This is a genomic window from Eudoraea algarum (assembly GCF_050589645.1).
Lineage (GTDB): Bacteria > Bacteroidota > Bacteroidia > Flavobacteriales > Flavobacteriaceae > JBNGOQ01.
In genome coordinates this window covers 78,118-91,685 of record NZ_JBNGOQ010000001.1, presented here as the reverse complement: position 1 = coordinate 91,685, position 13,568 = coordinate 78,118, and the positions used below count along the sequence as shown (strand labels likewise).

Sequence of the window (13,568 nt, the reverse complement as noted above, 5' to 3'; positions counted from 1 at the left end):
TTGTTGATTACAATTGATATATCCAGTCTTCCGGGTTTAAGCGTGTGGTATTCTTATACAAATAGAACTTAAGCTGTGTCTTGCCATTAAACCGATTGGTATATACTTCGCCCAGCTCGTCCTTGGCAGTGACCCTATCCCCTTTCTTAACATAGAGATTGGATAGATTATAATAGGTACTAATGTAGTTGCCGTGTTTTATTTGCACTCCTTTATTGCCCCCCGGAACGGCAAGTATGGCTATCACCTCTCCCTCAAAAACCGCACGTGCCTTGGCGCCCTGGTCCGTTGCGATGATTACCCCGTTGTTCTGATGTTTTATTCCCGGGTAAACGGCATCCTTGTATACGCCAAATCCTTGGCTTTTGATGCCCTTTTCCACGGGCCATATAAGCCTGCCCTTGTTTGCCGAAAAATTATCGGCGACTATTTTGGCCTCCGGCGTAAGGACAAACTTGCCGCTAGTGGCCCGGTTGCCGGCTTTTTTGTTGGAAGCGGCAATGGCCCTGCGAATCAAGCGCTCTATTTGTTGGTCTATTTTCTTAGTTTCCTGTTTTTTCTTTTGGATGGCCGCGGCATATTTGCTCTCGTTCTGTCTTATGCTGCCCAACAGGTCTTTTTGAATGCCCATTTCCTGCATCAACTGTTTTTTAGCGGATCGGTTCTCGGCCAGCAGCTTGTCCTTTTCTTTGCGCTGCTCGGTGAGGTCCCTGTTCAATTTGGTAAGCGTGTCTGTCTTCGCCGCAATTTGCTCTCCCTGCTCCTTTCGGTATTTGGTATACTGTTTCATGTATTGCAGCCGTTTAAAGGCCTGAAAGAAGTTATCGGAAGATAAGAAGAACATCAACCTGTTTTGTGTTGAACGGCTTTTATAGGACTTTTGAATCAAGACAGCGTATTCTTTCTTAAGGGTTTTTAGGTCCTCCCTAAGTTTGCCAATGTTGCGGATATTGGTGTTGATCTTTCGGTTCAGCAGGTTCGATTGTTGGTTGGTTACCCGTATCAATTGCTGGCGAACATTGATCTTTTGGTCCAGGGACTCCATTTGATCTAGCACGTTCCCTTTTTCCTTTTTCTCCGCGAACAACAATCTATTGATTTCCCGTATTTCCTTTTGAAGCCTTTCCCTCTTGGCCTCCAAAGCTTTTTGCTCGTTGGTCTGCGCCTGTGTAGATATCCCTATGGATAAGAACATAAGTAGCACAAAACAAAGTCGGTATAAGGGATTTATTCTCATTTTACTTTAAAACAATCTCTTTGAAACCTTTTGGTATTTTATATGGAAAATTCAAGGGTCTATTTAGTTCTATATTCTTAAAGGTTAGATCGATCAAATTTTTATGGGTATCATCCACTGCCGTTATAGCAATTTCGTTCGGCAGGACACGCCTGTCGATTTCCTGATAGCTCTTATACCGAATTTCCAGTACCCGTTTTTTTCCAGGTTGGGACAATTGTTGGGCGGCCATCTTAAAATTCTTGGGTTCCAGTAGAAACAGGGTCTTAAAAAGTTCCATGGGTTTCCTGGGTTTTAACTCATAGGTATTTCCATATACCGAAGCCTCGTACTTTTTCTCCCTGAGGTCTAACAAGGCCTCCCCCAACAGCAGGTTCTGGATTTTTTCAAAATCAAGTTCCGTACCCAGCAAATTGCTCAGGTAGGTAAAATCGCCATCGAAGTATTCGTTTTCCAACTTATTGTAAAAGGTTACTCTTTCCGGGGTAATGTAGGCCTTTACGATGCCCAGGGTGGCGCTGATCCATATGGCTTTGTCTTTTTCTATTCGAAGACTTACATTAAATCCTTGGGAGGAGGTTCCATCGGAATAGTCGATCTTTAACCTTCCCCGAAGTGTATTGAAGTTCAGCTGATTGTTGTAGTGCCCTTTGATGATGTTTTTTGCGGATAGGTTCTCATTGATCTCGCCATCCGTCAAGATCTTAGTGGCCTTACAGGAAGAAAGCAATAGCATAATGATTGCTAGCCAAGTCCACTTTAGCGACCCCACCAAATTACCCATTTTCATATCAGGAACCAGGTTTTATTTTACGAAGATACATATTTGCCTTGGAAGTATTTCCCAAGGTATTATAGGCCTTCCCGAGCGCTTTATAGATTTTATTGGCCAGTTCAGGGTCGTCCAAAAGATAATCCAGGGCCTCCAGTAAGGGCTGCAAGGCCGCTTTTGACTCCCCGGTTTCATTAAGGGCCGTGCCATAGGCATAATAAAAGTACGGTTGTGAGGGAAAACGCTCCAGAGCTTCTTTGCTCAAGGACAATGCCTCAACAAAATTTGCATTGGTAAGATGCAGATCGATCTTAGACCGGTAATCCTCTAGCGGGTTCCTGACAACATCTTCTTTGCTTTGCCCATTTTTTGTGGGCGTCTGTTTGGCCAGGGCCATAGAATCCTTGAGCTTTGACATAAGGGCATCGGAAAAGGCCGTTGTTTTAGTAGCGCTCAATACATTCATAGCCTTTTCATAGTTGCCCTGTCTATAATAGATAAGGGCCAGGTTCTGCTGCAGCTCGTTATCGTTGAAAGGAAGTTCCGATTTTACCCCCTCAAGGGTATTGCCCTGCTTTTGTAGGATATCGACCAGGGTGTTCAGGTACCAACGGTTTTTGGGCCGTGCTTTAACCACGGAAATGGCGTACCCTTGGGCCAATACATAGTCTTTTGATGCCATATACGCCTTGGCAAGTTCGTGATCCACCACCGGATCATCCGGAGCAATTCGCTTGCATTCCAACAGTAGGTTTATGGCCTTGTCATAGTTTTCTATTCCCTTTTGCTTCAGTGCCTCAAAAAAGTTTTCTTGAAAACTGTCGGAATACGCCTCCAAATAGAGTTCGGCACTGCCCTCTTCTTGGGCAAAGGCTGTCCATGGAGTAAAAAAAACTCCGAGGTAGAAGAGAAGTATATGGGGTCTCATTTTCATTGCACCCTTGCTGCCTTAAATTAAAACGGTGGTCCCTTATACGGCCACAACAATTATTCCATTACCGAATAATCCCCTATGCTTATGGTTTCAAAATCACCTTTGAAGACCACGTGGTTTCCTATCATGGCATGATTTAGGTCCGCATTTTGGATTTTGCTACAATTCTGTATCAAACTGTCCCTTATGGAGGAGTCTTCTACCACGGTCTGATCTCCTATAGACACGTAAGGCCCTATAGTACTGTTCTTTAGCACCACATTCTCACCGATAAAGCACGGTTCAATAATATGGGAGTTTTCCAAATGAACCGATTTGGCGACCAAGGTTTCCTTATCCTTCTCCAAAAAGCCCAACATGCGCCGGTTGGTTTCCACGGTTACATTCTTATTGCCGCAATCCATCCATTCGTCCACCGTGCCCGTTTTAAAGATTCTGCCTTGCTGCATCATCCGTTTGATACCATCATTAATCTGGTACTCGCCTCCGTTGACGATAGCATTGTCCAAGACGTATTGCAGCTCCTTCCTAAGCACACCGATATCCTTGAAATAGTAAATACCGATGACCGCCTGATCGCTGACAAAATCCTTGGGTTTTTCCACCAACTCCACAATCTCCCCATTGCCGTTCAGCTTTACTACGCCGTAGGCTTCCGGATTGTCTACCCGTTTTGTCCAAATAACGCTGTCCGCGGTCTTGTCCAGGTCAAATTGTGCCCGTATAAGCGTATCGGCATAGGCCACAACAGCCGGTCCGGAAAGCGATGCTTCCGCACACATAATGGCATGGCCCGTGCCCAGGGGATCTAACTGCCGGTAAATGCTTGCTTTGGCACCAAGACCCTTGGCCAGGGCTTCAAGGCTTTGCTCCACATCACGGCCAAAAAAAGCCGGGTCTCCCAGAATAAAAGCAATTTCATCGATATCTTCGTTCAGCACCTTCGCAATATCGCTTACCAATCGGTGCACTATAGGTTTCCCTGCTACCGGTATTAAGGGTTTTGGAACCGTTAAGGTATGTGGTCTTAGGCGAGAACCTCTTCCGGCCATTGGGACAATTATTTTCATTTGTTATACACTAGTTTATGAATTGAAAATCACGGTAGCAAGCGTATAGCAGCTACCTTATTTGGTTTGTTATTTTGTTCCGGTACTCCCAAAGCCTCCTTTGCCCCTGGTCGTTTCGGACAATTCCTGTACTTCCTTCCATACGGCCCGTTCATGTTTGGCAATCACCAATTGGGCCACCCGTTCCCCATTTTCCACCACAAAAGGTTGGGAAGAAAGGTTGATCAATATCACCCCGATCTCTCCCCGATAATCCGCATCTATCGTTCCCGGGGCATTCAGTACGCTTATTCCCTTTTTGGCCGCTAGGCCGCTTCTGGGTCTTACCTGGGCCTCGAACCCGATGGGAAGTTCAATAAAAAGTCCGGTCTTTATGATCGCCCTCTCTAAAGGTTGTAACGTTATAGGTTCAATAATATTGGCCCTGAGGTCCATTCCCGCCGAAGCCAGGGTTTCATAATGGGGCAGGTCATGATCCGACCTGTTGATTATATTGATTTTCATTTTCTCAAGAATATTTTTTTCAGCTTATCATTTTCCAGCTTATACACCAGGCCCAAAAATACTAAAAGTAAGATGCTGCCGACGATTAAATTCCTGTTAAAAATATAGAAGGACAATACGGAAAATACGATGGATAACACCAGGTAGAACGTTATTTTTCGAAAGTTATAGGGAATTGGGTAGTACATTCGTCCAAAAAAGAAAGAAAGGAACATCATAGTGCCGTAAGCGACCAGTGTGGCCATTGCCGATGCCCTATATCCAAAGTCAGGAATGAAGGTATAATTGATAACAATGGTCAAAATGGCCCCGATAACCGAAATATAGGCCCCAAACTTGGTCCGGTCCGTGACCTTGTACCAAACCGACAGGTTGTGATAAATCCCTAAAAAGAAACTGGCCAAGACGATAATGGGAACCACGGTCATGGCTTCCCAATAGGCCGAATCCTGTATAAAAATAATCTTTAGGACATCGGCAAAAACCACCACGGCCAATAAAATTATACTTCCCAAAATGACAAAGTAATTGGTAATCTGGGCGTAGGCCCTTTGTGGGTTCTCCGAAGTGGAATGGCTAAAGAAAAAAGGTTCTATCCCCATCCTAAAGGCCGTGGCGAACAGCGTCATAAACAGCGCCAGCTTATAACAAGCGGAATATTTTCCAATTTCATCCTTGGCAACATCCGGATGCAATAGTTCCGACAACATTACCCGATCAAAGACCTCGTTGATCGTAAAGGCAATTCCCGCAATCATGACGGGAGCTGCGTATTTCATCATCCTTCGCCAAAGTACGGCATCAAACACATAAGGTCTTCGAAGATATATGCGAAACATCATTAAAAAAGTGATGCCACTGGCGATAAGGTTGGAGATGAAGATATAGGAAATTTGAAAATTGGGCCTGTATATACTTTGGAAAACACCTTCCGGTTCAGCTTCCACCAGACCCGGCAATACCAACAACAAAAAGATGTTCAGTCCCAAATTAACGGCCACATTGGTGATCTTTACTACCGCGTAGCGGGCAGGCCTCTCGTTTGCCCTGAGCCAAGCAAAGGGCACTACCACCAACGCATCCAAGGCCAAAATAAAAATGACGTATTGAATGTATTGGGGGTCAATGTTCAAAAAGTCGGCAAGACTTTCCTGAAAGCCCAATGCCAACAGTGCAAAGACCATTGTGGTACTTCCTAGGGAAACCAAGGCGGTTGAAACCACGCTGTTCTTATTGTCGGATTTGCTATAGAACCTAAAGAATGCCGTTTCCATACCATAGGCCAGTACTACATTAAAAATGGCGAACCAGGCAAAGATCAGGGTTACCTCACCATAGGAGCCAGGGGCCATTACCTCGGTATATAGCGGCACCAAAATAAAAGAAAGCATTCTTGGCAACACCGTTGCCAAACCATAGATAAAGGTTTGCTTGAAAAGTTTTTGAAACAGTGTCAAAAGGTGTACAGTTAGGGCCTAAAAATAGGTATTTAAACCCTGTAAACAAAGTTAGGTAACAGCCACCTCCTAGTAGATCTGCCCAGGCCGCTCTTCAATTCCGTAAATTTTTATGAATTTTTCCAAGCCGTTTTCCAGATAGCTCATTACCGCTTGGTCCCTTTCCAGTTCAAAGGGAATTTCCGCGCGATTCCCGACGTTCAGTATAGGGGGTTGGTTGCCTACTTCCCTTTTGGGGTCTGCATGCATAATGATGTCGGGTTTCAACATTTTGGGGTCCTCAAATTTGGCCAACACGAACATTTGGTCATTTACCCGCTCCGTTTGGAGTTCCGCACTTCTTCCTCGAAAAAACAGGGTTTTAAACAGAATGTCTCCTTTTAAATGGGCAATTGGAATCCTTACCGTACGTCCAGAAATGTCCTCCTCAATACCGCCCGTCCATTCCTGATAGCTTGCCGGTCCCAAGGTAAAAGGGGCCTTGCGCTCCAATTTTTTTTGCGATGAACATCCGGACAGTCCCATGCTAAGTACAATTAAAATACAACCTAAATGTCTCATTTTTTGTCGAATTGATCCCTATTGGTACTGTTCATCCAAATTTGATGCCAAATTCTGTCATATGCGCTTCAGCATAGATGCTATAGCATGCCTGATAAAGGTTTTTGTAAAATAGCGGGCATTTTTAGTAACTTTAGAAACCGGTACCATAAACAACCTCTATGAAAACCCTAATAAACCTGTCGCTCCTCGTCCTTGTTCTTTTGTTCATAACGTTATCCCCAAAGAAGAAGGAACCCATGATCCAGGAAAAACCGAACATCATTTTTATCATGTCCGATGACCATGCCTATCAGGCTATCAGCGCGTATAGCGATAAGCTCATCGAAACTCCGAATATTGATCGCTTGGCCAAAGAGGGCATTACCTTTACCAATGCCTGTGTCTCCAACTCTATTTGTGCGCCTTCCCGCGCTACCATCCTCACCGGAAAGCACACCCATATCAATGGAAAAATTGACAATCAGATGCCTTTTGACACCACCCAGGTGACCTTTCCACAGCTATTTCAGCAAGCGGGCTATCAAACGGCCATGTTCGGAAAACTGCATTTTGGAAACAACCCGAAAGGGGTGGACGAATTTATGATCCTGCCCGGGCAGGGCTCCTATATCAATCCCGATTTTATTACCAGCAAGGGGGATACCACCATTACGGGTTATGTAACGGACATTATTACCGACCTTACCATCAATTGGATAGATCAGCAAAGAGACCCCGAAAAACCCTTTATGCTGATGTACCTCCACAAGGCGCCGCATAGGCCATGGTGGCCAAGTCCGGAAAAATTTAAGGAGTTTGTTCAAAAGGAATTTCCTGAGCCGGCTTCCCTTTTTGATGATTACGCCAATAGGGGAACCGCCGCCAAAACCGCGGAGATGAATTTGCTGTATGATATGATGTACAACCACGACAGCAAAATTAGGCCGGAGACCACGGCCTCGATGTCCAATTTGGAGCCTGCCGTGCGCGAGTATCCAAATGGTTTTTATGGGCCTTACGGGCGTGCAAACGCCGCGCAACGTGCCCTCTATGACCCTATTCTGGATTCCATCAACCAATCCTTCAAGGAAAATTGGCCTTCCATGACCACGGAGGAAAAAATGCGTTGGAAATACCAGCGGTATATGCAGGATTACCTTGCCTGTGTTTCCTCTGTGGATGACAATGTAGGCAGGGTGCTCGATTATTTGGATGCACACGAGCTCGCGGACAATACCATGGTGGTATACACCTCGGACCAGGGATTTTATTTGGGTGAACACGGCTGGTTCGACAAACGTTTTATTTATGAAGAGTCCTTTAAAACCCCCTTGTTGGTGCGTTGGCCCAACGAAATTAAGGCGGGCATTACCAATGAACAGATGGTCCAAAACCTCGATTTTGCACAAACATTCCTGGAAGCGGCCCAAATCAAAGCGCCGGAAGATATGCAGGGCGAAAGCCTTATGCCCTTATTGACCAGTGACAATGCCGCCTGGGACCGCGATGCGGTATATTACCACTATTACGAATACCCTGCGGTTCATCAAGTTAAAAGGCACTACGGCATTGTTACCATTGATTACAAGTTGGCCCATTTCTATTACGATGTTGATGAATGGGAACTGTACGATCGCAAAAAGGACCCCAGCGAGATGAACAATGTTTATAACGACCCGGCCTATGCCGATGTGGTAGCCGAACTAAAGACAAAGCTGGCGGCGCTTCGCGTCCAGTACAAGGATTCCGAGGAGTTGGATAAGTATTATATAGAACTGCACAAAAAGAACAACATACGCCCACCTTTGGAGAAATCCGACAAGCACTGATATCTCAATTAAAAAACCCGCCGATTGGCGGGTTTTTATATGTTTACCGGGTTATGTTCCTGCCCTGTTCTTTTAATTATTAAGCGCTTCGGCCCCTCCTACTATCTCCAATATCTCATTGGTAATGGCGGCCTGTCTCGCCTTGTTATAAGTAAGGGTCAATTGATCCTTCAATTCCGAGGCATTGTCCGTGGCCTTGTGCATGGCCGTCATACGGGCCCCGTGCTCACTGGCGAAGGAATCCCGAACGGATTTGAACAGTTGTGTCTTTAAGGACTTAGGTATCAACTGTTCCACAATCTCCACTTTGGACGGCTCAAAAATATAGTCGGCCGCCGTACTTGTACCATCTTCCACAGCAACTATGGGCAAAAACTGCTCGGTCATGACCAGTTGGGTAGCTGCATTTTTGAACTTATTGTATACAATCACAATCTTGTCATAGGAGCCGTTTACGAAAAGTTCCATCAACTCCTCCGCCACCTTGGCTACATTGTCAAAGGTGAGGTCATCAAAAATTCCACTGTGATTGGCAATCACCTGATGCTTTTTGGCCAAAATGTCATTACCCCTCTTCCCTATGGTTAGGAAATCTACCTGTTTCCCCGCATAGGTTTCATTAGCCAGGACAACGCCATGTTTTATGATATTGGAGTTAAAGGCCCCGCACAATCCACGGTTTGATGTTATAGCAACCACCAGTACCTTGTTTACCTCACGATTATCGGAAAACGTGCTGCCCGAGTCGGCATCCAAACTGGCGCTTAAGCTCTGCAACAGTTCGGTAAGTTTGTTGGCGTAGGGGCGCATGGCGGTAATCGCATCCTGGGCCTTCTTCAGTTTGGCCGCAGAGACCATTTTCATGGCACTGGTAATCTGCATGGTAGAAGATACCGATGCTATCCTATTCCGTATTTCCTTTAAATTGGCCATTTTTTTGAGTTATGAATTATGGGTGATGGAGTTATGAATTCCTTACAATACCGACCAGAATCCCAATCAACCCGAAACATTTACCTTTCAGCTATATTTGCTCGCCAAATCCTTACATACCATCGTGAGGGTATCCGTGGCCTCATCGGTCAACTTCCCTGCTTTCAAGGAATCCAATACATCCCTATGTTTCGTATTCAAGAACTCTATGAAATCGGTTTCAAATTCCTTTATTTTTTCCACGGGCACATCGCGCAGCAGGTTTTTTGAGCCTGCATAGATAATGGCCACCTGATCCTCAACGGTAAAAGGGTCGTTCTGCGCCTGTTTTAGGATCTCCACATTACGGCGCCCCTTTTCAATAACGTTTAAGGTTGCCGCATCCAAATCGGATCCAAACTTGGCAAACGCCTCTAGTTCCCTAAACTGGGCCTGGTCCAATTTAAGCGTACCCGCTACCTTTTTCATGGACTTTATCTGGGCAGAGCCCCCAACACGCGATACGGATATCCCCACGTTGATCGCAGGTCGTACCCCTTGGTTGAACAGATCCTGCTCCAAGAATATCTGCCCATCCGTAATGGAGATTACGTTGGTCGGGATATAGGCCGATACGTCACCCGCCTGTGTTTCAATAATAGGTAATGCTGTCAACGATCCCCCTCCTCTTACCATAGGACGAAGAGGTTCCGGCAAATCGTTCATGTTCTTTGCGATATCGTCATCTGAAATCACCTTGGCGGCGCGTTCCAACAATCTGGAGTGCAAGTAGAATACATCCCCAGGGTAAGCCTCGCGTCCCGGTGGTCTTCTCAATAAGAGGGAAACCTCACGATAGGCAACGGCCTGTTTGGAGAGATCATCATAAATGATCAACGCAGGTCTTCCTGTATCCCTAAAATACTCCCCGATGGCCGCTCCCGCAAAAGGGGCGTACACCTGCATGGGAGCAGGGTCGGAGGCATTGGCCGCTACAATGGTGGTATAGGCCAATGCGCCCTTGTCTTCCAAAGTTTTGGCTATGGCTGCCACGGTAGATGCCTTTTGGCCTATGGCAACGTAGATACAGTATACCGGCTCTCCGGCATCGTAAAATTCTTTTTGGTTCAAAATGGTATCGATACAAACGGTGGTCTTCCCCGTTTGGCGGTCACCAATTACCAGTTCTCGCTGTCCCCTTCCGATCGGAATCATGGCATCGATCGCCTTTACCCCGGTCTGCAGGGGTTCATTTACCGGTTGGCGGAAAATAACACCTGGCGCTTTGCGCTCCAATGGCATTTCGTATAGCTCCCCAGCAATGGCACCTTTACCGTCTATAGGAGTTCCCAAAGTGTCCACAACGCGGCCTACAATGCCCTCGCCCACATTAATGGACGCGATACGCTGTGTACGCTTCACGGTAGCACCTTCCTTGATTTCCTTTGACGGGCCTAGCAATACCACCCCAACATTATCCTCTTCCAGGTTAAGAACGATACCTTCAAGACCACCATCAAACTCTACCAATTCGCCATACTGGGCGTTGGATAGGCCGTAGACCCTTGCGATACCATCACCTACTTGTAATACGGTACCTACTTCGTCCAAGGAAGCGGTAGCTTCAAATCCCGATAATTGCTTTTTCAATATTGCTGATACCTCAGCGGCTTTTACTCCTGCCATTTTTCTAGATATAAGATTTTGGATGTGGGAGTTAACTCCCTTTATCCCGATATTTTATTATAATGTATTTGTAAATTCTCTCTTTAGGTTGCTCAACTTGTTTGCGATGCTGGCATCATATTGTAAATCGCCCACGCGCAATACAAAACCTCCGATGATGTTTTCATCCACCTTGTTCTCCAAGGTTACCTTGTTTCCTGTAAGCTCGCCCACTTTTTTTAAGACGCTTTTTTCCAAAGCATCGGTCATAGGGACCGCTGTGGTAACGAAAGCCACGTGCTCTCCCTTTAATTTCTCACTGAGGATAATATATTTTAGCGCCACTTCATTCAACAGGGGTACTCTTTTATTGGTGGTCAAGGTAGCGATCAAACCTTGTGTAATGGCATGGCTGCCCTCAAAAATTGCGTTCAAGGCATCTTGTTTTATACTTGCCGTCACCACAGGGCTCGCCAACATCTCCTGAAGCTCCTTGCTGTCGGAAATGGTCTTGGCCACGGTTCGCATATCTTGCTCAACAGCATCGGCCGCCTTGTTCTCCGTTGCCAGTTCCAAGGTGGCTTTTGCGTATCGAATGGCCGCTCTTGACTCGTTCATGCTTCGCTTAGTTTAGTTTGATGTCGCCCAACATACTTTCAACAAGCTGTAGCTGCTTGTCCTTGTTGGACAGTTGCTCCTTGATTACCTTCTCCGCAATCTCCAGGGAAAGATTGGCTACCTGGTTTTTGATATCGGTGACCGCAGCTTTCTTTTCGCTTTCAATAGTGGCCTGTGCCTGCTGGATCATTTTATCGGCCTCTACTTGGGCCAGTTCCTTGGCATCGGAGACAATTTTGTTTTTCATGTCCCTGGCATCCTTGAGCATGGCTTCACGTTCCGCCCGTGCCTCTTTCAGAATGCGTTCATTGTCCGCCTGGAGGTTTTGCATTTCCTTACGGGCATTTTCGGCTTCGGCCAGCGCTTTTTTAATGGAATCTTCACGATCTCCTACCGCACCAAGGATGGGTTTCCAGGCAAACTTTCTCAACACAAAAAGTAGAATGGCAAAAGTCAATGCCGTCCAAAAGATGAGTCCTATTTCCGGTTTAATTAAATCCATATGTTATGCTTTATTCATTTTTTTAAAATACTAAGGCACAACCAACCGTTGTGCCTTAATATAAGTTCTAACCTAAGACACCCATTAGTCCTACAACAACCCCAAAAAGTGCTACCGCCTCAATAAAGGCGATAAGTACGATCGCAGACCCTTGTAGTTTTCCTTGCATCTCTGGCTGGCGGGCCATAGCCTCCATGGCAGCCCCACCAATTTTACCAACACCGATTCCTCCGCCGATAGCAGCCAATCCTGCTCCAATAGCAGCAAATGCTCCATAATCAACAGCGGCAGCGGCCTCTTGTACTAATGCTAAACTCATAGTTTACGTATTTAAAAAAATTAATTAATGATCATGTTCTTCTTCCAGCGCTTGTCCAAAATACAAGGCGGAAAGCATGGTAAATATATAGGCCTGAATAGCAACCACCAGCACTTCTATCACACTAATAAACAGCGTGAACAGGACAGAAATGGGGGCCACCCAGAACGTTTCGAAAATAAATATCAACCCAATCAAACTCAGCACAATTACGTGCCCTGCGGTAATATTGGCAAACAAACGAATCATAAGGGCAATGGGTTTCACAAACATGCCTATGATTTCAATAGGAGCCAGGAACAATTTCATGGGTACCGGCAAACCGGGCATCCACAACATATGCTTCCAATAGTATTTCTTACTGCTAAAAATTGTAATGACAAAAGTGATTACCGCTAGCGTAAGGGTAAAGGCGATATTACCACTTAGATTTGAGCTAAAAGGGAAAAAGGGAATAAGTCCGATTACATTGTTGATCCAAATAAAGAAAAACAAGGTCAACAAAAACGGCATATATCTTTTGTAGTGATGCTCCCCGATATTGGGAATGGCCACCTCGTCCCTTATAAAAACAATGATAGGCTCCATGAATCGGCCAATGCCGCTGGGCATATTGGTATTCGATTTTTTATACGATCTGGCAGAAAACAGGAAGATCAAAAGTATAAGCGCCATGGACAGGAACATGGAAAAGACATTTTTCGTGATGGAAAAGTCCAGAGGTCTTGTGGCATTTGTAGCATGTTGGTCTTTATCGAGTGTAACGGCCAAGGCCCCAGCATCCAACTGATATATCTTATCGTGTAGATTTGTGAATTTCAACCCCTTCCTTTCAACCATTACCTTGCCGTCCACATCGTGATGGAATTCGCTGGACATAAAAGTGACCAGGCCGTTATCTGTCCATAAAATGACGGGTAATGGAATCGTCAATGCGGCCGGGAAATGGTCTTCATCGCTTCCGTAAACGTGAAAGCTATGCGAGTCGCCAATATGATGAAAAATTAATTCTGAAGCGTTGAATGGTTCATCCCCCTCCGAGGAATCTTTGGCAGCAGTTTTTGATGCCGCAAAACCTAAACTATAAAAAGATAAGAATAGAATCGCAAAAAATGCTCTGAATGTACTGACCTGCATTGAAATTTTGATTTAAAACCCCTCTGAAAAATTCGCTGCAAATGTACATACATTAAATTAATTGGCAAA

At 45.4% G+C, this 13,568-nt stretch carries 14 protein-coding genes; 1 reads left to right on the top strand and 13 read right to left on the bottom strand.

The features are described from left to right. Positions 1 to 7: 7 nt before the first annotated feature. The 7 genes from ACRD67_RS00415 to ACRD67_RS00385 form a co-directional block, all read right to left on the bottom strand. On the bottom strand, positions 8 to 1,237 hold the full coding sequence (locus tag ACRD67_RS00415) for a murein hydrolase activator EnvC family protein (protein WP_430964971.1): 1,230 nt from the start codon (positions 1,235 to 1,237) through the stop codon (positions 8 to 10). A gap of 1 nt (position 1,238) precedes the next feature. Further along, a complete protein-coding gene (gene lolB1, locus ACRD67_RS00410; RefSeq protein ID WP_489672312.1) occupies positions 1,239 to 2,021 on the bottom strand; it encodes a lipoprotein insertase outer membrane protein LolB1 in 783 nt (260 codons plus the stop codon). 7 nt (positions 2,022 to 2,028) lie between these two features. After that, entirely contained in the window at positions 2,029 to 2,937 is a 909-nt protein-coding gene (locus tag ACRD67_RS00405; protein WP_430964969.1) for a tetratricopeptide repeat protein, read from the bottom strand. 59 nt (positions 2,938 to 2,996) lie between these two features. Further along, entirely contained in the window at positions 2,997 to 4,013 is a 1,017-nt protein-coding gene (locus ACRD67_RS00400; protein ID WP_430964968.1) for a sugar phosphate nucleotidyltransferase, read from the bottom strand. Between the two features lie 69 nt (positions 4,014 to 4,082). After that, positions 4,083 to 4,517, bottom strand: a complete 435-nt coding sequence (dut, locus tag ACRD67_RS00395) for a dUTP diphosphatase (RefSeq protein ID WP_430964967.1) — start codon at positions 4,515 to 4,517, stop codon at positions 4,083 to 4,085. Continuing rightward, entirely contained in the window at positions 4,514 to 5,974 is a 1,461-nt protein-coding gene (locus ACRD67_RS00390) for a lipopolysaccharide biosynthesis protein (protein WP_430964966.1), read from the bottom strand. Before ACRD67_RS00390 ends, dut begins: the two co-directional genes overlap by 4 nt. Positions 5,975 to 6,043: 69 nt before the next feature. Continuing rightward, complete coding sequence (locus ACRD67_RS00385) at positions 6,044 to 6,535, bottom strand: hypothetical protein (RefSeq protein WP_430964965.1); 492 nt, start codon at positions 6,533 to 6,535, stop codon at positions 6,044 to 6,046. 161 nt (positions 6,536 to 6,696) lie between these two features. Here ACRD67_RS00385 and ACRD67_RS00380 point away from each other — a divergent pair, with 161 nt between their 5' ends. Next, positions 6,697 to 8,346, top strand: coding sequence for a sulfatase family protein (locus ACRD67_RS00380; RefSeq protein ID WP_430964964.1), 1,650 nt, complete (start codon positions 6,697 to 6,699; stop codon positions 8,344 to 8,346). A gap of 72 nt (positions 8,347 to 8,418) precedes the next feature. Here the strand turns inward: ACRD67_RS00380 and atpG are convergent, their stop codons facing one another. The 6 genes from atpG to atpB all read right to left on the bottom strand — a co-directional run bounded on the left by atpG (position 8,419) and on the right by atpB (position 13,499). Then, positions 8,419 to 9,279 carry an ATP synthase F1 subunit gamma gene (gene atpG, locus ACRD67_RS00375; protein WP_430964963.1) on the bottom strand — a complete coding sequence of 287 codons (861 nt, stop codon included), beginning with the start codon at positions 9,277 to 9,279 and terminating at the stop codon, positions 8,419 to 8,421. An 87-nt stretch (positions 9,280 to 9,366) separates the two neighbouring features. Next, on the bottom strand, positions 9,367 to 10,944 hold the full coding sequence (gene atpA / locus ACRD67_RS00370; protein ID WP_430964962.1) for a F0F1 ATP synthase subunit alpha: 1,578 nt from the start codon (positions 10,942 to 10,944) through the stop codon (positions 9,367 to 9,369). Positions 10,945 to 11,001: 57 nt separating this feature from the next. After that, positions 11,002 to 11,541, bottom strand: coding sequence for an ATP synthase F1 subunit delta (gene atpH, locus ACRD67_RS00365; protein WP_430964961.1), 540 nt, complete (start codon positions 11,539 to 11,541; stop codon positions 11,002 to 11,004). Positions 11,542 to 11,548: 7 nt separating this feature from the next. Next, positions 11,549 to 12,043 (bottom strand): F0F1 ATP synthase subunit B, encoded by a 495-nt coding sequence (locus tag ACRD67_RS00360; RefSeq protein WP_430964960.1) that lies wholly within the window; start codon positions 12,041 to 12,043, stop codon positions 11,549 to 11,551. Positions 12,044 to 12,110: 67 nt separating this feature from the next. After that, positions 12,111 to 12,362 carry an ATP synthase F0 subunit C gene (atpE, locus tag ACRD67_RS00355; protein ID WP_430964959.1) on the bottom strand — a complete coding sequence of 84 codons (252 nt, stop codon included), beginning with the start codon at positions 12,360 to 12,362 and terminating at the stop codon, positions 12,111 to 12,113. Positions 12,363 to 12,386: 24 nt separating this feature from the next. Further along, positions 12,387 to 13,499 (bottom strand): F0F1 ATP synthase subunit A, encoded by a 1,113-nt coding sequence (atpB, locus tag ACRD67_RS00350; RefSeq protein ID WP_430964958.1) that lies wholly within the window; start codon positions 13,497 to 13,499, stop codon positions 12,387 to 12,389. Positions 13,500 to 13,568: the final 69 nt, after the last annotated feature.